This window comes from Myxococcus sp. AM009 (assembly GCF_013372605.1).
Lineage (GTDB): Bacteria > Myxococcota > Myxococcia > Myxococcales > Myxococcaceae > Myxococcus > Myxococcus vastator.
The window spans coordinates 1-20482 of record NZ_JABXEP010000145.1; the positions used below are offsets into that span (position 1 = coordinate 1).

Below are 20482 nucleotides of genomic sequence, written 5' to 3' on the forward strand. Positions count from 1 at the left end.
CCCCGCCCTGCACGCTCGCGTGGCCGCGCAGCGTGCGCTTCGCGGGGGGCGCGGCCACGACGGCCTCCACCTCCACCTCAGCCGTGTCGGGCTCGGCGGCCTGGGCCTGGGCCTGGGCCTCCTCGGGCTCCGGCGCGTCGGCGGGCGCGGCCTCCCGTCCAGGCGCCGCCACGAAGAGGTCCTCCGAAGCCGCCAGGGCGCGCTCATCCAGTTCGAGGAACGCCCGCGTGGGCCGCCGCGCGATGCCGCGCCCCGGCCGCACCACCCGGGCCCGCCCCAGCACCTCGTGCTTGCCGTTCTTCAACGGCCCCAGCACGTCCAGCTCCACACCCGGGAGGAAGCCCCGCCCGATGGCCCGGTCGACATAGTTGCGCCCGTTCGCGCTGCGAATCGGGAACACCTTCGCCGGCGTGGCGTAGACGATGACGGGCTCGACGGGGGCCGCCGGCTTCTTCGCGGGCGCCTTCACCGACGCGAGGCGCGGCGTCCGCGTCCGCTCGGGCTCCGGCGTGTCGTGCTCCGCGCGCACCGAGGACGGCGCGGCGGCCACCTCGGGAGCACCCGGCCCCCCCGCGGCCACCACCGCCGCACCGGCGTCAGCGCCCGTGCCCGCGTCGGACAGGGGCGCCGCTTCCGGAGCCGCCCCCTGCAGCGCGGCGGCGACGGGCGCCTCCACCGCCGTGTCCGAAGCCGGGGGCGGCGCGAGCTGCCCTGAAGCGTCGGCCGCCGGCGCCACACCCGACGACTGGACGAACAGCGCGGTGACGGCGGAGGTGGCAATCACCAGCAACACGACGATGGCGGCATAGAGCCCCACCGGCCGCTTCCGGGACGCGCGTTCCTCCAGCGCCGCCGCGGACGCGACGACCGGCTGGGACGCGGCGGGCGCTCCGTTGGGAGCCAGCACGACGCTGGAGGACGGCTCGGAGGGGAGCCGCACCGAGGTGGCCCCCGTGCCCAGGTCATCCTCGTTGTCCGCATAGACGGCGCCGGGACGGGCCACGCCCCCCGAGCCGTGCCCGGGCTGCGCCGCCGGGCCGCGCATCAGCGTGGGCTCGAAGCCCGGGGCCGGCTGCGGCCCGGTGCCATAGCCGGAACCGGGCGCGGGGGTGCGGCGGTGGTTGGGGGACGAAGACACCTTGGAGATGAGCTTGCGCTGGGCGTCGAACGCCTCCGGGCACAGCGCGCGCACGAAGTGGCCCACCTCCTCGGCGCCCATCGCGGCGCCCGAGCGCACCAGCTCCGTGTTGAGCGCGCGCGCCAGCTCGTCCGAACGCAGGTAGCGGTCATCCGGGCGGGCCGTCAGCGCGCGGCGCACGACGGCGTCCAGCGCGGCGTCCACGTCCGGCCGCAGCTCGCTCAGCGACGGCACCACCGGCTGCGACATGGCCGCCATCATCTCACCCACCGTCCCGTGGGGGATGAGCGAGCGGCCGGCCAGCATCTCCCACACCACGACGCCACACGAATAGATGTCGCTGCGGTGGTCCAGGGGCTCGGCGCGCACCTGCTCGGGGGACATGTACCCCAGCTTCCCCATCACCGTGGACGGCAGCGTGTACTTGCTGCGCGCCGCGGACTTGGCGAGGCCGAAGTCGATGACCTTCACCTCGCCCTCGTAGGAGACCATGACGTTGTGCGGTGACACGTCGCGGTGGACGATGCCCAGCGGCGAGCCGTCCGGCCCCGCCTTGCGGTGCGCGTAGCCCAGCCCCTCCGCGATGCGCTGGCCGAGGAACAACGCCACCGGCACTGGCACCGGCACGCCCTGCGAGCGCGCCTGCTCCAGCAGGTAGGCCAGGTCCACGCCGGCCACGTACTCCAGCGCCATGAAGTACGTGCCGTCCGCTTCGCCCATGTCGTAGACCTGGGCAATGGACGAGTGCACCAGATGCACCAGCACCTTGGCCTCGTGGTGGAACCGGTCCAGGAACTGACGGTCCTTCAGCAGCGCCGGCAGAATCGTCTTCACGATGCACGGCTTCTCGAAGCCGGCCGCGCCGCTGATTTTCGCCAGGTACACCTCCCCCATGCCGCCCTGGCCCAGGGGGTGGACGAGCTCATAGCGCCCAAGGAAGCGGGAGGACTCTGTAGGGACTGTACTCATGGCGTCTGGCGGCAGCGAAGCACCCGGAAGCGGACGGAATCAAGCAGCGGGCGACTTCCTTCCCTCAGACACCGCCAGGGCCTTGGACGGAAACTCGCCCTCCGACAGTGCGCCCGCCGCGTCCCCGTCGGGCGGGGTGGGTGTTCAGGCGAGGGGCGAATGCCGGGTGCGTGCGTGAAGGCAACCCCGACGAGGGGCGCCCTTGCGCCGCTCAACACATGCGGTGTGAACCGCCGCACCTCAGGCAGGGGGGCGCCCCCCAGGCCGTTGCCACGCTTTCGCGAAATGCGCTCCCTGGGGGATGCGCGCCCGGCGCCTCGGCCGGGTGCCGTTCGAGAAGGAGCGGCTCATGAAGCGGTGGGGACTCATGGGGCTGTTGGCACTCGCGGCATGTGGGCCGGACGACGCCTCCGACAAGGGCGCCCAGAGCCAGGTCTGCCCCAACATCATCGCGGGCTCCCTGTCCGAACCCGTGGAGACACGGCGCGTCCGGGCCCCCCTGACGGATGACGACGGCCGGCAGCGGGTCATCGTCCGCTATCGGAATCAGGGGGTGATGGCCACCGCCCGCGTGCAGCAGGTGGGCGGACAGGTGACAGCCACCTTCCGCTCCACGCCCGCGGTGGCGGCGCGCATGTCCCTCCAGGAACAGCGGGCGCTCCTGGCCGAGGACCCGGCGGTGGAGAGCATCGAGTTGGACCAGGAGTGGCACGCCCTGGCCCCCGCCACCGCGCCAGCCCGCGCCGCCCTGGCCTCGGCGGCGCGGGGCGCCACGCCGCGCGAGTTCACCCCCGGCCTGCGCAAGGTCCAGGCGCACGAGGTGTGGGACCTGGATGGGGACGGACTGCCGGACCCGGGCCGGCCCACGGGCGCCGGCGTGCGGCTGTGCGTCATCGACAGTGGCTTGGATTTGGAGCATCCGGAGCTGCGCGACGCGGTGGTCGCCGGCCGCGACCTGCTGGAGGGCGATGACGACCCCTCCGACTTCAGCAGCGGCCACGGCTGGGGCACCGGCCACGGCACGCACGTGGCGGGCATCATCGCGGCGCGGCCAGGCCACGGCGGGCGCGGCGCCCCCCAGCTGGCGGACACCGGGGTGATGGGCGTGGCGCCGGGCGTGGAGCTGGTCATCGCCCGGGTGCTGGACCTCCACGGCCGCACGCACATGAGCTTCGTCCTGGCGGCGGTGGAGTACTGCGCGGAGCAGGGCGCCAGGGTCATCTCCCTGTCGCTGGGCGGCGGCGTGCCCTCCAAGACGACGTTCGAGGTCTTCGAGGCGGCCCATGCCCAGGGCATCCTGGTGGTGGCCGCGGCGGGCAACAGCAACGCCCAGCGGGTGGACTACCCCGCGTCGGACCCGCACGTGCTGGCGGTGGGCGCGGTGGACGCCCTGGACCGGCGGGCCACCTTCTCCTCCGGCGGAAGCCAGCTGGCGCTGGTGGCCCCGGGCGTGGACGTGCTGTCCACCTTCCCGCGCGGGCAGGGCGCGTTCTCCACGGTGGACGTGCGGGACACGCAGCCGCTGTCGCGCTCGCTGCTGTATGCCCCCATCGAGAACAAGTGGGGCAAGCTGGTGGACTGCGGCGGCGGCGAGTCGCTGGACTCATGCAAGGGCAGCACGTGCAGCGGCTTCGTCGCGTACGTGCGGCACGGCGACGTGCCCACCGACATGGCCATGGTCAACGTGATGAAGCAGGGCGCGCGCGCCGTCATCTTCGGCAACTCGCGCTGGGAGAGCGGCGTGGACATCCTCGCCATGCCGCGGCGCGGACAGTGGGTGCCCGCCGTCACCATCACCCAGGCGGGTGGCACCGTGCTGCACCGGATGATGGGAGAGCTGGCCCGCATCAGCATGAGCCCGGCGGACTACACCTATATGTCCGGCACCTCCATGGCCACGCCCTACGTGAGCGGCGTGGCCGCGCTGCTCTTCAGCGCCCGTCCCTCCGCCACGCCGGACCAGGTGAAGCACGCCCTGCTGGCCTCGGCGAAGGACCTGGGCCCCGCTGGCCATGACGAGGATTCTGGCCACGGGCTGGTGCAGGCCCGGCACGCGCTGGAGGTCCTCACCCAGCTGCCCTGAGGGGTGGGAAGGACAGCCGCACCAGGTGCCCCACGGCCCGCGTGCGCCTGATTGCCAGGCCCTCCCGCGCGGACCACGTTGCCTTTCGGACGCGAACCAAGGAGTCCGTCATGAAGGCACTCGTACGTGGCGCGCTGTGCGCGGCGGCGCTCTGGGGCACCGCCGCGCTGGCCCAGGCGGAGACGGTGGAGTTCAGCGACGGCGGGCGGAAGCGGGCCGACACCGGCATCTATGCCCAGCTGGGCGGCGGCCTGGAGGGCTACACGGGCCAGCTCGCCCCGGAGGTCACGCCGGGCTTCTCCTATGGCGCCGCGCTGGGCTACCGGCCGCACGGCCTCTTCGCCGTCGAGCTGGGCTACAGCGGCGGCTTGAGCGACATCGACAGCCGCATGGGGCTGCTCGACGACGGAGAAGGCGGACCGGACATCGTCCGCAACGCAGGGCAGGCCGTCGTGGTGGGCAGCTTCACCGACACCCGGCTGCAGCCCTACATCCTGACGGGCATCGGCCTGGACCGCTACAACGTCCGCAACGATGCCCGGGGCGCCGTCCGCGGCTTCTCCGACGACACCAGCGGCTACGTGCCCGCCGGCGCGGGCCTGCGCTACCAGGTGGGCAACCTCATCACCGCCGACGCGCGGGTGAACTACAACTTCCTGTTCGACCAGGACTTCGCCCCGGGCGGCCGGGCTCCCGGCGCGCTGGATGGCCGCTACGCGGCGATGCTCTCGCTGGGCGGAACCTACTGACGGTGGCGGCGGGAGCGTCCGGGGACGTCTCCCCTCGGGCGCCCCGCCCCTGGCGTGGCCTCAGTAAGGCCGGTCGACATGCATCCGCGCCGCGGCCCACGTCCCCTGGAGCCAGGCGGGGAGCTGCTGCTCCAGCTTCTTCGCCTCCGCTTCCGTGATTTGGGCATGGAGCGCGGAGAACACGCCGTGGAGCACCAGCCGCACGTTCTCCGGCTCGGCGTTCAGGTGGTTGGCCACCATCAAGTAGAAGTCGTCGCGGTCCAGCTTCGCGGGCGCCTCGCCGCCGTGCCGGTGACAACCGCGCAGCAGCTCGCGAACGTCCGGCGTGAGCTGCTCGCGCAGGTGCGCCACCCACGAACCGGACAGGCGCTCCGACAACGCGCAGAACACCGCCTCGGCGGCCTTGTCCGCTTCGTAATCCGGAAGCTGGGCGGATACCGCGTCCAGAAACGATTGACGGTCCGTCCCCACCCCCAATCCCGTCCACGAAGGCGTGCGCTCCTGCTTTTGTATCGACATGGTGTCGTCTCCTCTCCCTGTGCCCCTTCACCGTGGGGGTGCGCGGGGGCGCTGACAGCAGACCGCGCGGCGGAGGCAGGGCCGCCCGTCACGCGGGAAGAACCTCCACACGCCAAAATCAGACATGCCCGGAATCGGGACTTACGTGTCCGCCCTTGGGACCAAAGTGGCCGCCAGCCGCGTCAAGCGTTTGTGTTTGATTCGACCGATGACCCCATCTGATGGAGCGTCACGCGGCGTGTCCCACTGGAAGCACCTGGAGTCCAAAACCACTCGGAATTCCAGGGGAATTGTTCAAATCCGGGCCCCACGAAGAATCCAATGGGTGGCTGGAATGAATTCCCATCGCAATTGTCTTGGGCGCGCATCGTAGACCGCTTGCACGGCGGCCTTGCCGCCATCTCAACCATCAAGAATTGAGGATTTCATGTATCGCATTGCCGTAGCCGCCCTGGTCCTTGCCGCTTCCGGTTGCGCCACCATGGGAGGTGCCGGTGGCCGTGAGGGCAACGCCACCATCGCCGGCGTCATCCGCCTGCCGGAGAGCGGGCTGCGTGCCGACGACGCCTGCGGGCAGCTCCAGGTCATCGTGGCCTCGCCGGACGCGCCCACCACCGGGCTGGGCCGGGCGATGGTGAAGGCGAGCCGCGGCAACCGCTGCTCCTTCACCGTGTCGGGTGTGCCCAGCGACACCGAGCTCCAGGTCGGGCTCGCGGTGGGCGGCGGCCTGAAGTGCGAGACGGGCGCCACGCCGACCATCACCCCGGAGCCTTCCGCGGTGAAGGTGAACGACTACGGCACCGCCACGCGCGACTTCTCCCTGAGCTGCGGCGCCTGAGGGCCTGAAGCACGCCGGTGACGCCGCCCGTCCACCCCCCCCATTGGGCAGGCGCGGCGGCGTCACGCCATCAGCACGAACTCGTCCAGCAGGCAAGGGGCCCTTGTGGATTGATTCGCGTCGAAGGGGACGCGAAGCTTCCCGGGTCCTTCGCAGAAAGACGAGTTGGGTGATGAATTTGTACCGCTGGCGCGCCGTGACGCTCACCCTGGCCCTGGGGGGGTCGGGCATGGCGTGTGACTCCGAAGAGCCGTTCCCCAACCTCGACGAGCTGGACCAGCTCCGCAGCCTGCACAGCCTGGGGCGGCAGCCCCCGAAGGACAGCACCAACCGGATGGACGGAGTCGCGCGCGCCGAGGCGCTGGGCGACGCGCTGTTCCACGACAGCGGCCTGTCACGCTGCGGCACCGTGTCCTGCGCGAGCTGCCACGGCGGCGAGGGCCTGACGGTGTCCACCGCCAAGGCGGAGGGCTGCGACGGGCACCTGTCCGAGCGCAACCCGCCCACCCTGCTGAACGTGGCCTACAACCGCTGGTTCATGTGGGACGGACGGGCGGACCGGCTCTGGAGCCAGGCCATCCTGCCGCTGCTCAACCCGGTGGAGATGAACTCGGACGCGCAGGTGGTGCGCGCCCGGCTCACCGAGGTAGCGTCGTACACCACGGAGTACCAGGCCCTCTTCGGCCAGGCGCCCGCGGACGAGACGGACCCGGCGCTGCTGGCCAACGTGGGCAAGGTGATGGCGGCCTACGAGCGGACGTTGGTGCGCATCGACGCGCCCTTCGACGCGGACGTGCGGCGCTTCATCACCGCGGCGGAGGCCGGCCAGGCGGAGGCGGACCCGGCGTACCTGGGGCTGAAGACGTTCCTGCGCAAGGGCCAGTGCATCGTCTGCCACAAGGGGCCGGCGCTCACCGACGACCTGTTCCACAACATCGGCGTGCAGGACAGCGGGCCGGGCGCGGGCGGGCAGTGGAGCGCGCTGACGGCGCTGCTGGACTGGGAGTTCAACGCCGCCAGCCTCTACAGCGACGCGCCCACCGGCACCATCGCGGCGCGGCTCCAGACGCTGCGCACCCAGGCGGACCCGGCGACGCTGGAGGGCGCGTTCCGCACGCCGTCGCTGCGCAACGTGGCGCTGACGGCGCCGTACATGCACACCGGCGCCCAGGCCACGCTGGAGGAGGTCGTCGACTTCTACAACGAGGGCGGCGACGCGGCCGGCAGCTTCGTGGGCCAGAAGACGGAGACCCTGGTGCCGCTGGAGCTGACGGACGAGGAGAAGCGCGCGCTGGTGACGCTGCTACAGTCCATGACGGGGACTCCGCACCCCTGACTTCAACCGGCGCCGGGTTCCAAGGAACCCGGCGCTGGGAGTGGGGGCACGGGTTCGGCGTTGTCGCTGGGGTGACGCCTCGGGCTAGGGTTCGCGCGTTGAGCTCCGACGCAACGGCCCGGCGTCCCTTCCGAGAGGCTTCTCATGAACCCCCGCCGTACCCGCGCCCGCTGGGCCTTCCCACTTCTCTGCGCGGCACTGGGAACCGCCGCCTGCGACAACGTGGAGTCCGAGCCACCCCCGCCCGCTCCTCCACCTCCCGAACTGCGCGTCAGCGTGAACACGGAAGGCCCCGCGTTCTGTCGGGAGGGGCTGTGGACGCTCGCTGTCTCCGTCGAGGGCGGTACACCGGAGCGCCTGGAGCTCTTCACGAACGGCGAGGCGCCCACGAGGCTGGCGGCGCCGTACCAGCATGTCGTCGACTGCGCCACGCATGCCGAGGGCAGCTTCGCGTTCAGGGCCCGAGCCGTTGCCGGTGGCCAGAACTTCGACGCCGCGGACGTGTCCGTCACGGTGGACCGCACGCCGCCCACCATCGTCTCCGTACGGCCCGACCACAGCCATCCGTCCGTGTCGTCTCCGATGGGGTTCGTCTTCTCGGAGCCGCTGCTGCCGAGTTCACTTCAATCCGCGCCGGCCGAACTGGTTGGCCCAGGCGGGCTCCCGGTCGCACATCAAGCGGTCCTCAGTGAGGACGGAACGGTCCTCGAACTGGTGCCAACGTCACTGCCCCAGCCTCCCGTTACGATGGGCGCGATGCTGCTCCAGAAGGATATGACCGACCGGGCCGGCAATCCCCTCGACCCGGTCCTGCCGGACTTCGCCGTCCTGCACCATGCCACCTACTGGCCTTTCGGGCGCGTCATGGCATTCCCAGGCTCCTGGCCGACCTCGCTCGCGCTTGAAAGTGGCGATGCCGGGACCGTGCCCGTCGTCGGCTTCATCCATGACGCCCAGGGCGCAGGAGAACCGACCGTCGCACGGTGGAACGGCGATGAATGGCAGCACCTTCCCCCACTCCGAGCAGCGAATGCGCGCTCCGCATCCGCCTCTGGGCTCCAAGTGGTGCAGAAAGACGGCGCGCTTGTCGCCGCATGGTGTGAGGGGGATGCGGCCAACGGGGGCCCCCGACTCCATGTCGCGAGCTACACCGGGACGGCCTGGCAACCCCTGGGAGCGCCGTACGACATTCAGTCCGAGTCCACCCAGGTCAAGCTGGCGTTGGGAAAACAAGGGAGGCCCGTCATCGCCTTGGAACGGAATGTCTCCGATTCCGACACCGAAGTTCGCGTCATCCACTGGACAGGTACGGAGTGGCGGGCGCTGGGTGGGCTTCTCGATGAGCACCCCGTCCCGAATACCCCTGCGCGACGGGTCGCCATCGCCACGGATGACACGCGCGTGCTCGTAAGCTGGGTGGAGGCGGCCGCCGACATCGGCCCTCCTCACAACTACATCCACGTCAGGGCGTTCGAGAACGGAAACTGGGTTCCCGTGGGTGTGTCCATCCCGGTCGCGGGATTGACTGTCATGGAGAACATCGTCCTTGCGATTCAGCCAGACAGTCGCGCCGTCATCGCCTGGACTGAGCGTGAATTCTCCGTGAGCGACGGCACCCTCCGCTTCTCGTCCGCGGCACTGGACTCCTCGCAACCCACCTGGGCATCGCCCGAGTACGTAGACATCCGGCCAGGCTCCGGCTGGTACGCATCGCTTCAGCTCGTCGTCGGCCACGACAATGAGCCCTGGCTGGCCTGGACGGAGTACCGCAGGTACTCCCCAGAACCCTATAGCTACTACAGAAGGCGCCGTGCCACGGGTTGGGAGCCCAAACAACTCATCGCAGGAGCGCGGCTATGGGAGTTCCTGCTCGACGAAGACGGGCATCCCTGGGCCCTGTCGGGCGACACCGTCGTGCGCCCCCAGTAGGCCTGCCGCGAGCGGCCTCGAAGTGAGGCCGCTCGCCACGTCTCGCGGGCCTTGCGCTCAACGCACCAGGTGGAAGTCCGTCTGGCGCTTCCAGCCCCAGTGCACGCGGCCCTCGGCGTCGATGGTGATGTCCTCCTCCTGCGCCGAGCGCACCCGCTGGCCGTTCCACTCCGGCACCGCGGACGTGGCCTGCAGCTCGATGGAGTACCACTGGTTCGCAATCACCTTGTGGTCGCCGTTGCCGGGCACGCCCTCCTGCCGGTCCCACAGGCCCACCATGGGGCCCGCGCCGTGGCCGTGCAGGCCAATGGGGTGCGAGTACACGGTGCCGTCGATGCCCTCGGCGCGCATCCGCTCGAGGGAGGCGCGGAGGATGTCGTTGCCCGTGCGGCCGGGGCGCAGCTCCTCGAAGACGATGTCCTGCAGCCGGTTGGACGTCTTCAGCGCGGCCTTCAGCCCCTGGGGCGCGTCCGTCTCGCCCTCGCGCAGCACGTAGCCCATGTGCTGGGTGTCGGTGTTGAGCCCCAGCGCGGTGACGCCGTAGTCGCAGTGCAGCACGTCGCCGCGCTGGATGATGGGGTCGTCTCCCAGCTCCTGCTCGGTGACGCCCTGGCGCTGGAGGTCCACCGACGGCTGGAACCACGTCTTCAGGCCCAGGTCCGCCAGGCGCTGACGCATCCACCACTCCACGTCGCGGGTGCGCGTGACGCCCGGGGTGATGACCTGGTTGGAGAAGGCCGTCTCGATGATGCTCCACGCCAGCTTCGTCTGCTCCTCGTAGAAGCGCGCCTCGTCCGCGCTGCGCCAGGCGATGAGGTCCACCGCCAGCCCATCCACGGAGGTGAAGCGCTTCACCCAGTCCGGGCCAAGCGCCTCGGCCATGCCTTCGTATTCGCCATGGGTGAGGCCGTCCGCGAAGGCGAAGGTGCGCGACACATTGAGCGCGATGCGCTTGGGCTGGCGCTCCTCCACCACCTGCTTGAGCACCTGCCACTGCTCCGGACCCCACAGCTCCGCCTGCCGGCTCACGCCGCCGCCGTCCACCTGTCGCTGCGCGCGGCGAGGCGTGTAGATGCCGCCCTGCGAGCCACCGCCCAGCGCGAGCCGCTCCACGCCCTGCTCCGGGCCCCGGTCGAAGAAGACGTAGATGGTCCGGCGGCGCGCGGCGAACGTCGTCGGCGAGACGAGCGCCTTGAAGACCGGGTCCTCGTTGTACTCGCGCATGGGGATGACCCACATGTCCACGCCGTGCTGGCGCATGAGCTGAGGCAGGGCCTTCTCCAGGCGCTCGGCCAGCCACGCCTGCTGGCGCCGGGCCTGCTCACGCAGGGTGCCGAAGGGACGCTCGGGGGCCGGGGACTTCGCCGCGGCCTGGGTGGCGGCCGGGGCCTGCGCCGTCGGAGCGACGGTGGCGCAGGAGGTGGAGAGCAGCAACGGGGCAAGCAGCAGGGTCCGGGTGCGCATGGCCGCGCAGTCTGTCACGCACAAGCGCGTGACGCGCGCGGAGTCCACGCGCCTTCATGCCCCTGGCCCCCGTGAGGCCCGCGACTCCGGAACGCAGGGAGCAGCCGTGAAATCGCCGGAGTCAGGGCACGCCCGCACAGGCCGCGCCATCCACGCCGCACACAGCGCGCAACCGGGCCTCGTCGACGGAGTGCTGGCAGCCGCTCGCGGTGGCCGCGTCGAGTTCGTCAATGCGCACGCGCATGCACTGCACGCAGCCCGCCTTCGCGCCCGTGTCGGTGCGCGACAGGTCCGGCTCCACCGCCGCGTAGGCGGCGATGCGGTCCGCCTCGCACTGCTCGCGTGACACCGTCAGGGCGCCGCACTGCTCCTCATACGCGCACGCGGAGGCCGCCACGCGCTCCGCCCAGCCGGCGTAGGAGAGCTGCGGCGCCTCCGAGCCACCACACGCCACGAGCCACGCGCACACCACCACTAGCGACACCTTCCACGGGTTCATGCCCGCATCTCACCCGGCCCTGGCGCTGGAGTCACCCACGGCGCCTGCCCGCCGCAGGTGCTTCGTCGCGCGCGCCCACTCGTCACTCGCCCTGCCCGGCCGCGGAGCGCTCCACGACGGCCTCGGCACCTCCCAACGCTCGCGCGGAGCACGGCGCCACGTCACAAGCGCCCGGGACATAGCGCTCGCTCTCGGAGAGCATCCCCACCGCCTCGTTGCCACCGCCCATCACCAGCACCGCGCCGTCTCCCAGCGCCAGGGCGCCCAGCTTCTCGCGCGGCGCGTCCAGCGCGGGCGCGGAGGACCACGTCTCCGTCTTCAAGTCGAAGCGCTCCACCGACGCGAGCGCGCCCGTCGTGTAGTGCTCGCCGCCCATCATCAGCACCGCGCCGTCCGGCAGCACCACCGTCGCGTGGTGCTCACGAGGCACCCTGGGCGCCCCCACCAGCGTCCACACCCCCGTCTCAGGCGAATACACCTCCGCCGTGGCCGCCGCGCGCGCCGTCGTTCCCCCCACCACCAGCACGCGCCCATCCGGCAGCAACGTCACCGAGTGCGCCAGCCGGTGCGTGCCCGCCGCCCCACCGGTGAGCCCCGCCTTCTCCCAGCGTCCCGTCACCGGGTCATACAGCTCCGCCTGCAGGCCACTCACGAACAGGGCCTTGCCGTTGGCCAGCACCACCGCCGTCTGAGCCCCACCCCGCGAGAAGCCCGGAGGCGCCGCGGCGCTCCACGTCCCCGTCTCTGGATTGAACAGCTCCGCCGAGCGCAGCGGACGCTGGTCCACGTCCGTCCCACCCGCCACCAGCACGCGCCCGTCCGCTAGCAGCACCGCCGCCGGGTCATTGCGCGCCACGGCCATGGGGCGCACCTCCGTCCACGTCCCGGTTGCCGGCGCATACACCTCCGCGTCCGCCAGCGCGCCCATCGCCACGCCGTTGGAGCCGCCCATCACCAGCACCCGGCCGTCCGCCAGCCGCACCGCGGCGTGGTTGCGACGGCGCGTGCGCATGGCGCCCGTCTCACGCCACCGGCCCGTCTCCGGCTCGAACACCTCGCAGCTGCCCAGCGTGCGGTTCCCATCATGCCCGCCCGAGGCCAGCACCCGCCCGTCCTCCATCACCACGAAGGGCAGCAGCTTGCGGGGCGTGGACAAGGACAGGCCCTGCCCCGCCACCCCGCGACCACCGTCCTCCGCGCGCGGATCCGCGCTGCAAGCGAACGTGAAAGCGAAGAGGATGACCGTGACGCATGATGCTGAAAACCGTTGCATGACCCCACCTGGAATGCCCGTCGAAGCGGTCACGTCTAGCCTGACCGTCTGACATTCCAGGGCTGGCCAACCTGAGTGATTGCCGACGCTTACCCGGCACTCAGGGCCTGCCCGGCCACCCTCCAGAGCGGGCCGGAGCGAAGGTGCAACGCCTTGCGTTACTCGTTCTCTCGCGGCTCAAGACTCCACGTTCACGGGCTCGCGCTCCAGTCCTTTGGAATGGCGAGGGGGGAGCGCGCCGCCGTCGTCATCCACCTCCAGCGTGAGCAGCGGGTGGTCCGCGTCGGCGAGGTAGACGTCGTGGCCGCTGACGAAGTCCACGTCGGAGAACTCCACCAGGTAGTCGTGCCGGGGAATGGGCACCAGCCCCTGCTCCAGCTCGAAGTGCGTGTCCCCGATGCCTGACACACGGCCGATGACCTGGCCTGTCGCCGTCCGCACCGTCATGCCTTCGTGTACGTCATCTCTCCGCATCATTCCGGCCTCCTCTCGCTCGGGCGCCCGGCCCGTCCGGGGCGCTCAGACAACAGTGCGAGCGGGCACGGCGGGACGCACCTGCCACGGTGCACACGGTGGAGCGCTCGCGGCGACGACCCGCCGCTCCACCACCGCGCGGGCTCAGGGATTGCCGCGCCCCATGTCCTGCCAGGAGGACGCGTGGCCCCAGGCCGCCAGCCCTGGCGCACTCCGGGCAGGCGTCGAAGCCGCACGGACACAGGCGTGCCTAACGTTCCAGGCAGGAGGTGCTCCATGCTGCTGGAACTGTCCGAGGTGGAGGCGCGCGAGGTGAAGCAGGCGCTGGACACGGCCCTGCGCGCGCTCTTGGAGGAGATGGCCCAGGCGCCCCCAGGCGTCCATCGCGACGTGCTGCGCGAGCGCTACGAGCGGCTGGACCCGCTCAGCCGGCGGCTCGACATGAGCCTGGAGGGGGAGCAGGTCTACGCCTGAGCCGCCGCGAAAAGCAGGGTAGCCTGAGCGGATGCGAACCGCGCTCCTCGCCGTGCTCTCCTTGACGGCCGTCGTGTCGTGCACCTCCGCCGAGGCGACCTCCAGCAAGCCGCCCGCGTCTCCCCAGGAGGACTTCTTCCGTCGTCCGGACCGGGTGCAAGTCTTCCTGGCGGACATGAATCAGCAGTGGGACCTGGAGCCCGACGCGGACGTCGGGCCCACCAGCGGCCTGTTCCTCCTCACCCGGGAAGGCCCCGAGCTGAGCCGGAAGCAGCGCCAGTCCCTGGCGGCCATCTGGGTCTCTCCCAAGGAGCATGTGCCCTACCCACCGAAGAAGTGCGGGTTCAACCCGGACATCGCCTTCCGCTTCTGGCGCGGCGAGACGTGGGTGGACGCGGTGGTCTGCTTCAGTTGCCGGCAGCTCATCTTCCACGACGCGAACGGCAAGCGCATCGCGGGCTCGGAGGCCGGTTTCCTGGACGGGTTCCCTCAAATGGTGAAGCTCGCGAAGGAGGCGTTCCCCCAGGAGACGTTCAACTCCAGCTGGTAGGCCCGAAGCGCTTTACAGGGCCCGGCCCGACGTCGCGTCGAAGCGCCGCGGCTTCGACGCGTCATACCGCAGCCACACCGGAGCGCCCGTGGGCACACGGAAGTCCCCGGCGGCGCGCGCCACCATGCGCTCCCCGGCCACGTCCACCGTCACCCAGCTCTCCGCGCCCATGAGCTCCACCAGGTACACGCGGCCCTCCAGCGCGTCCGGTGGCGGCGCGCCCTGCCCCACCTCCAGGTGTTCGGGACGCAGCCCCAGCACCACGTCCGCGTCCGGCAGGCCCAGCGTCCGGGGCTTCACCAGGTTGATGCGCGGCGCGCCGAAGAAGCCCGCCACGAACAGGTTCGCGGGCGCGTCGTACAGCTCGCGCGGCGGGGCCACCTGCTGCACCTCACCCTGGTTCATCACCACCACGCGGTCCGACAGCGTCATCGCCTCCGCCTGGTCGTGGGTGACGTAGACGAAGGTGGCCTTGAGCTGCTCGTGCAGCTTCTTGATTTCCCCCCGCATCTGCGTGCGCAGCGCCGCGTCCAGGTTGGACAGCGGCTCGTCGAAGAGGAATACCTTCGGACGGCGGACCAGGGCGCGCCCCAGCGCCACGCGCTGCCGCTGGCCCCCCGACAGCGCCTTCGGCTTGCGCGACAGCAGGCCCTCCAGCCCCAGCAGCGACGCCACCTCGCGCACGCGCGCGTCGATGTCCGCCTTCGTCAACCCCGCCACCTTCAGCGGGAAGGCGAGGTTTTGCGCCACGTCCAGGTGCGGATAGAGCGCGTAGCTCTGGAACACCATGGCGATGTCCCGCTCGCGCGGCGACAGCTCATTCACCACCGCGCCGTCGATGCGCAGCGTGCCGCCAGACAGCTCCTCCAGCCCGGCGATGAGGTTCAGCGTCGTGGACTTGCCGCAGCCCGACGGGCCCACCAGCGAGATGAACTCGCCGTCCGCGATGTCCAGGCTCACGCCCTTCACCGCGGCCACGCCGCCCCGGTACACCTTGCGCACGTCCTCCAGGGACACCGTCGCCAAACGCCTTGCCTCCCGGGCGCCCGGCCTCCGGACGCCCCATGTGTCACTCCGTCTCACCCACCGGCCTCGTAGCATCGCGCCCTCCGCGCCCAGGGCAAGCCCCGAGGCGAGGGACCGCCCGCCTCTGACCGCCATCCCACACCGGGATGGAGGCCGGGCGGCCGGGCACCCCTTCCCCCTGCCAGGCAGCCGCTTCTTGGAGGCGGAAGGCGGCAGACGCGCACTATGTTCGCGCGGCCATGAGTCCCTCGAGCCCACCGTCCTCCCGCAAGCTGGCCATCGAAGTGCGGGACCTCCACAAGTCCTTCGGTGACCAGCACGCGCTGCGCGGCGTGAGCCTGGAGGTGCCAGAGGGCACCACCTGCGTGCTGATGGGCGTGTCCGGGTCGGGCAAGACGGTGCTGATGAAGCACATCATGGGCCTCTTGCGGCCAGACCGGGGCACCGTGCAGGTGGATGGCGAGGACATCGCGCGGATGAACGAGGCCGCGCTGGACCAGATGCGCCGCAAGCAGGGCATCCTCTTCCAGGCGAACGCCCTCTTCGACTCACTCTCCGTCTTCGACAACGTGGCCTTCCCCCTGCGCGAGCGCACCCGCATGCCCGAGGCGGAGATTGCCGAGACGGTGAACAAGACGCTGGAGCGCGTGGGCTTGTCGCACGCGACGCAGCGCTTCCCCGGCGAGCTGTCCGGCGGCATGCAGAAGCGCGTGGGCTTCGCGCGCGCCACCATCCTTCAGCCGAAGATTCTCCTCTACGACGACCCCACCGCCGGGTTGGATCCGCTCACCACCGCGGCGGTGAATGAAATCATCACCACCGGCAAGCAGCAGCTCGGCGCCACCTCGCTGGTGATTACGCCGGACGTGGCCTCCGCCTTCGGCATGGCGGACCACCTGGCCCTGATGCACGAAGGCCACATCGTGGAGTACGGCCCGCCAGACGCCTTCCGCGAGTCGCAGCACCCCGCCGTGAAGGCCTTCCTCCGCAACTGGCTCCGGCGCCGCGCCCAGAGCAAGCGCGCGGCCCAGGCCTGAGGCGCCCCGTCCGGACTATCCTCCATCCCCTCCGCAGGGGTCTTGCGCGGAGTCCTCAAGGGAGCGGCGTGGCCATGCAACCGCAGGGCGGCAAGCGATTTCGGCAACTGACGGTGACCCTCGCGGCGCTCGCGCTCGCCGTCGTGACGGTGACCGGGGCGGCGAGATTCTTCGGCGGCACCAAGATTGGCAGGCTCACCCAAATGTCCGCGGAGGAGCTCGCGGGTGGCCCCACCGTGCTCAAGTCATTTGACACGGCGGACGCGGGCACCCCGCGAGTCCAGGATGCCGGTGACGCGGCGACCCTGGCCACGCCTCCCGCGCCGTGATGGACCTGGGCGCCCTTGGAGGGGCCGCGCTCTCCTTCGGGGTGCTCGCGTGTGTCTTCTGGCCCCTGGAGAAGGCCTGGGCCGCGCGTCCAGGCCAGCCGCTGCTGCGGCCCGCGCTCCGCACCGACCTCGCCTACTTCGTGGCGCAATACCTGGTGCTCGCGCCGCTGGCGCTGTTCATGTTGAGCCACGTGAAGGCGCTCTGCCAGGTGGACGTGCTGACCGGGCTCCAGGCCGCCGTGGCGCGCCAGCCCTGGTGGCTCCAGGCGATGGAAGCGGTGGTGCTCTGCGACCTGCTCGTCTACGGCTTCCACCGCCTGTCCCACCAGGTGGACTTCCTCTGGCGCTTCCACGCCGTCCACCACTCCGCCGAGCACCTCGACTGGCTCGCCGCGCACCGCGAGCACCCCGTGGACGGACTGCTCACGCAGTGGGTGGTGAACCTCCCCGCGCTGATGATGGGCTTTCCACTCGAGACGCTGGCGATGCTCATCGCCTTCCGTGGAATGTGGGCCATCTTCATCCACTCCAACGTCCGGATACCGTTGGGCCCGCTGGGCTTCCTCTTCGGCGCGCCGGAGCTGCACCACTGGCACCACGCGCGTGAACGGCACACGCGGCACAACTTCGGCAACCTCGCGCCGTGGACGGACTGGCTCTTCGGCACCTATCACCGGCCCACCGGACCCGAGCAGTACCCGCTCGGGCTCGTGGAGCCATTTCCCCGGCGCTTCTGGGCCCAGCTCTTCTCACCCGTGGCGCGGACGACTGGCAGCCGGAAGCCGCCCCGCTGAGCGGACACTCCACGCTCGCTGGCGACCCTTCACCCGGCCCTGGACGTCCGCGTCTCCGCTTGCGCGTCCAGGAAGGTCCCCAAGGTGGCATTGACGAGCGCGGGCTCCTCCACGGTGGAGGAGTGCCCGCCGCGCGGCAGCGTCACCAGGCGTGAGCCAGGGATGAGCCGGTGCAGGCGCTGCGCCTTGGCGGGGACGGTGGCCGTGTCCTCGGCGCCGACGACGACGAGCGTGGGCACGCGGATGTGGGGGATTTCGTGGGCCACGCCGCGCCGCTCGATGACGCCGTTGACGGCGCGCCAGATGTCGCGGCGGTTCTCCATGAGGCGCGTGCGCCAGCGGCTGCGCTCCTCGGCCCGGTTGGGGTCTGTCATGAAGCTGCGGCCGAACATGATGCGCATCACCGGGTCCGCCACCGGGCGCAGGCCCGCCAGGCGCGCGGTGAGGTTGAGCAGCGTGTAGCGCGGCACGTTGTGCAGGGGCTCCGGGTCGGCGGACGTCTCCATCAACACCAGCGAGCGCAGCAGGTCCGGCCGCCGCGCGGCGATGCGCATGCCCACGAAGCCGCCCATGGACAGGCCCACGAAGTGGCAGGGCCCCACACCCAGCCGCTCGATGAGCGCCACCGCGTCCAGGTACACCGTCTCCATGTCGATGACGCGCGCCGGAGGCACGGCGCTCTGGCCCTGGCCCCGGTGGTCATAGGCGATGCAGCGGAAGCGCCCGCTCAGCGCCTCCACCTGCGGGTCGAAGAGGCGACAGCTCCACAGCAGGCCGTGGCTGAAGACGACGGGCACGCCCGTGCCCCCCGAGTCCTCGTAGTACAGCTCCGTTCTGTTGACGGTCAGCATCGGCATGCGCGCAACCCTCCCCGGCTGGCGAGGATAGGCGAGCGACGCGCAGGGACTGGCACCTCTCTTCGCGGAGCCGTTTGCCGGATGACGTCCCGCTGCCCTCGGGGTCGACGCGGCTGACTACCAGAGACCCTTGGCTTGAAGCAGCTCGCCCACGCGGCGGGGGTCGGCGCGCCAGGCGGTGAAGAAGTCCTCGGCGACGTCGGGGGTCAGGTTCTCCCAGACGAGCCGGCCGGTGTCCTCCTCGCGGCGGCAGCGCACGAAGGTGGAGCGCACCTGCTCGGGCGAGTCGAAGGTGAGGCTGTCGAGCAGCTCCGGGTTCTGGCTGGTGAGCAGGGCCTGCCGGGGTTCGAGCTGCTCGAGGATGGCGCGGACCTGCCGGGGGTGGAAGGCGTGCGCGACCTCGTCCGCGATGACGACGGCGCGGGCGTGGGCCAGGTAGTGGAGGAAGGCCACCAGGCGCTTCTGGCCGTAGCCGAGCTGACGGGCGGAGAGGCGCTGACCGGCGGCGGTGACGAAGCAGAGGTCCAGGTTGCCCAGGGACAGCGTCTCGTACTTGCCCTGGGGCTGGGTCTCCAGCGGAGACAGCAGCGCCTCCGCGGACGCGAAGCCGAGGAGCCGGGCCGCGTCGCGGAGGAAGGGGACGTTCTCCGAGGACAGCACGTAGCGGGCGGAGCCCCACTGCGCGGCGGCGACCTTGCGCAGACCGTCGAGCAGGTCCTCCGAGGCCACGCCCGTGCCCGTGGCGAGCACGCCCTCCGCGCGGCGGGAGAGCCGCAGCTCGGCGCGCCAGAGCTGGTCGAAGTGGGCGAGCCCCTCGTCGAAGCGGCGGAGGTCGGCCTGCGCGGAGACCTCCCGCGCCATGGCGAGCATCGGCTCGACGGCGGCGGTGGCCTCGCCCGTCTTCTCCACCCAGGCGATGCCGCCCGTCATCAGGACGAGCCAGAGCCGGCCACCGACTTCGGGGGCGATGCGCTCGTGGACGACGTCGGTGGTGTCGTCCTCGCGGGAGACGCGGAGCTGCGGGCCCTCGCGGTGGATGACCAACGGCCACGCCATGTCGCGCGGGGCCACGGTGATGTCCATGGACAGGCCGCTCGTGCCCTCCGCGCCCGAGGGCACGTTGCGCACGCGGACGGTGATGCGGCCGGTGTCCGCGGCCAGGGCGTATTCAAGGTCGAACGCCTCATGCCGCAGCGGCGTGAAGTCCGAGCTGACCACGGCGGCGGCGAGGTCCAGCAGCATGGACTTCCCGGTGCCGTTCTCCCCGAGCAGCACGTTGAGGGAAGGGCTGAAGAGCAGCCGCGTCCCGGGCTTCACGGAGCGGAACTGGTGGACCTGGAGCCACTGGAGCTTGAGCATCAGCCGGGAGACTGGCTCCCTGGACGCGCCAGCGTCAACTCGCGCCGCACGGCGGCACGACGCCCCGGGACTCCCAGATAGGCCGGCGCTGGTCCACCCACGCGAACACCTTGTTGGACCAGAAGCTGGCCATCGTCAACGTCACGCGGTCCCCGGTATCGACACCCGGCGCGCCGAGGCACTGTCCACGCTCGCGCAGCCGCATCGCCCCCGGAGGCCGCGCATGACAGCAGCCATGCCCCAGAGGCCGCGTGTCCTGCCCGTCTTCATGCACAGCCCCGCAGCCCCGTCCCTTCTTCTGTCCACCAGACGCAGGGCAGCCCTGGCGGCCGTGGTGGCGGGGCAGCGCGCTTCCTACCTGTGCGCGCGCTCCCATGAATGCCCTGCTGCTTGCAGCCCTGCTGTCCCACTCCAACCTCCTGCTGGCCCAGACGGGCTCCGACACCGACGCGGGCGTGGAGCCCCCCGCGGCTCGCGCGCCCGCCCTCTCCCCGGAGACACCCGAGCCGCCGAAGTTCCCCGTGTCCGACCCGCTGCTGGAGCCCATCCCCTCGGCCGCCATGCAGGTGGCGACCTGGGACGAGGCGCTGCAACTGCTGCGGCAGCGCTCTACCAGCCTGTACACCGCGCTGGCCCAGGTGGAGGCCGCGGCGGGCGTGCAGCGCATCGCCCTGGCCGCGCTGCTACCCACGCTCACCGGCACAGTCTCCGTCCAGTACAACGTGCTCAACCCCGACGCGACACCGCTGCTGGGCGGAGGGGGTGGCGGCGGCGTGGGAGGCGGC

19 protein-coding genes and 1 pseudogene are annotated in these 20482 nt (G+C 71.2%); 11 read left to right on the top strand and 9 right to left on the bottom strand.

What is annotated here, in order from left to right; genetic code table 11:
• A partial coding sequence (locus tag HV824_RS28050; RefSeq protein ID WP_176424648.1) for a serine/threonine-protein kinase occupies positions 1-2107 on the bottom strand: 2107 nt, incomplete at its 3' end.
• Positions 2108-2456: 349 nt separating this feature from the next.
• On the opposite strand from HV824_RS28050, the gene HV824_RS28055 reads away from it, so the two are divergent.
• A complete protein-coding gene (locus HV824_RS28055; protein ID WP_255208401.1) occupies positions 2457-4190 on the top strand; it encodes a S8 family serine peptidase in 1734 nt (577 codons plus the stop codon).
• Positions 4191-4300: 110 nt separating this feature from the next.
• A complete protein-coding gene (locus HV824_RS28060) occupies positions 4301-4939 on the top strand; it encodes an outer membrane beta-barrel protein (protein ID WP_217917817.1) in 639 nt (212 codons plus the stop codon).
• A gap of 60 nt (positions 4940-4999) precedes the next feature.
• On the opposite strand, the gene HV824_RS28065 is transcribed toward HV824_RS28060, so the two are convergent.
• Complete coding sequence (locus tag HV824_RS28065) at positions 5000-5458, bottom strand: DUF2267 domain-containing protein (RefSeq protein ID WP_176419645.1); 459 nt, start codon at positions 5456-5458, stop codon at positions 5000-5002.
• A gap of 481 nt (positions 5459-5939) precedes the next feature.
• Between HV824_RS28065 and HV824_RS28070 the strand changes: the two genes are divergently transcribed.
• The 3 genes from HV824_RS28070 (at position 5940) to HV824_RS28080 (ending at position 9561) form a co-directional block, all read left to right on the top strand.
• Positions 5940-6296, top strand: coding sequence for a hypothetical protein (locus tag HV824_RS28070; protein WP_255208402.1), 357 nt, complete (start codon positions 5940-5942; stop codon positions 6294-6296).
• A 172-nt stretch (positions 6297-6468) separates the two neighbouring features.
• Complete coding sequence (locus tag HV824_RS28075) at positions 6469-7632, top strand: cytochrome-c peroxidase (RefSeq protein ID WP_176424651.1); 1164 nt, start codon at positions 6469-6471, stop codon at positions 7630-7632.
• 276 nt (positions 7633-7908) lie between these two features.
• Positions 7909-9561 carry an Ig-like domain-containing protein gene (locus HV824_RS28080; protein ID WP_368738115.1) on the top strand — a complete coding sequence of 551 codons (1653 nt, stop codon included), beginning with the start codon at positions 7909-7911 and terminating at the stop codon, positions 9559-9561.
• A 57-nt stretch (positions 9562-9618) separates the two neighbouring features.
• Here the strand turns inward: HV824_RS28080 and HV824_RS28085 are convergent, their stop codons facing one another.
• The 4 genes from HV824_RS28085 to HV824_RS28100 all read right to left on the bottom strand — a co-directional run bounded on the left by HV824_RS28085 (position 9619) and on the right by HV824_RS28100 (position 13274).
• Positions 9619-11025 carry a M24 family metallopeptidase gene (locus tag HV824_RS28085; RefSeq protein WP_176419649.1) on the bottom strand — a complete coding sequence of 469 codons (1407 nt, stop codon included), beginning with the start codon at positions 11023-11025 and terminating at the stop codon, positions 9619-9621.
• Positions 11026-11146: 121 nt separating this feature from the next.
• Positions 11147-11524, bottom strand: a complete 378-nt coding sequence (locus HV824_RS28090) for a hypothetical protein (RefSeq protein ID WP_176419650.1) — start codon at positions 11522-11524, stop codon at positions 11147-11149.
• An 82-nt stretch (positions 11525-11606) separates the two neighbouring features.
• Positions 11607-12797 carry a kelch repeat-containing protein gene (locus HV824_RS28095; RefSeq protein WP_176419651.1) on the bottom strand — a complete coding sequence of 397 codons (1191 nt, stop codon included), beginning with the start codon at positions 12795-12797 and terminating at the stop codon, positions 11607-11609.
• 177 nt (positions 12798-12974) lie between these two features.
• Complete coding sequence (locus HV824_RS28100) at positions 12975-13274, bottom strand: DUF2171 domain-containing protein (RefSeq protein ID WP_176419652.1); 300 nt, start codon at positions 13272-13274, stop codon at positions 12975-12977.
• A gap of 273 nt (positions 13275-13547) precedes the next feature.
• On the opposite strand from HV824_RS28100, the gene HV824_RS28105 reads away from it, so the two are divergent.
• Together HV824_RS28105 and HV824_RS28110 are read left to right on the top strand one after the other, a co-directional pair.
• The gene (locus HV824_RS28105) at positions 13548-13745 is read left to right on the top strand and encodes a hypothetical protein (protein WP_176419653.1); all 198 of its coding nucleotides are present in this window, start codon (positions 13548-13550) and stop codon (positions 13743-13745) included.
• Positions 13746-13776: 31 nt separating this feature from the next.
• Positions 13777-14295 carry a hypothetical protein gene (locus HV824_RS28110; RefSeq protein WP_176419654.1) on the top strand — a complete coding sequence of 173 codons (519 nt, stop codon included), beginning with the start codon at positions 13777-13779 and terminating at the stop codon, positions 14293-14295.
• A 12-nt stretch (positions 14296-14307) separates the two neighbouring features.
• On the opposite strand, the gene HV824_RS28115 is transcribed toward HV824_RS28110, so the two are convergent.
• Positions 14308-15321: an ABC transporter ATP-binding protein gene (locus tag HV824_RS28115; RefSeq protein WP_176424652.1), complete on the bottom strand. Its 1014-nt coding sequence runs from the start codon at positions 15319-15321 to the stop codon at positions 14308-14310.
• Positions 15322-15560: 239 nt separating this feature from the next.
• Between HV824_RS28115 and HV824_RS28120 the strand changes: the two genes are divergently transcribed.
• The 3 genes from HV824_RS28120 to HV824_RS28130 all read left to right on the top strand — a co-directional run bounded on the left by HV824_RS28120 (position 15561) and on the right by HV824_RS28130 (position 17481).
• On the top strand, positions 15561-16358 hold the full coding sequence (locus HV824_RS28120) for an ABC transporter ATP-binding protein (RefSeq protein WP_176419656.1): 798 nt from the start codon (positions 15561-15563) through the stop codon (positions 16356-16358).
• Positions 16359-16432: 74 nt separating this feature from the next.
• On the top strand, positions 16433-16687 hold the full coding sequence (locus HV824_RS28125) for a hypothetical protein (RefSeq protein ID WP_176419657.1): 255 nt from the start codon (positions 16433-16435) through the stop codon (positions 16685-16687).
• Positions 16687-17481, top strand: a complete 795-nt coding sequence (locus HV824_RS28130; RefSeq protein WP_217917818.1) for a sterol desaturase family protein — start codon at positions 16687-16689, stop codon at positions 17479-17481. Before HV824_RS28125 ends, HV824_RS28130 begins: the two co-directional genes overlap by 1 nt.
• A gap of 29 nt (positions 17482-17510) precedes the next feature.
• Here HV824_RS28130 and HV824_RS28135 read toward each other — a convergent pair whose 3' ends face one another.
• Positions 17511-18338, bottom strand: coding sequence for an alpha/beta fold hydrolase (locus HV824_RS28135; RefSeq protein WP_176424654.1), 828 nt, complete (start codon positions 18336-18338; stop codon positions 17511-17513).
• A gap of 117 nt (positions 18339-18455) precedes the next feature.
• Entirely contained in the window at positions 18456-19697 is a 1242-nt protein-coding gene (locus tag HV824_RS28140) for an AAA family ATPase (protein ID WP_176419662.1), read from the bottom strand.
• 374 nt (positions 19698-20071) lie between these two features.
• Here HV824_RS28140 and HV824_RS28145 point away from each other — a divergent pair.
• A pseudogene (locus HV824_RS28145) lies at positions 20072-20482 on the top strand (TolC family protein); the annotation flags it as partial.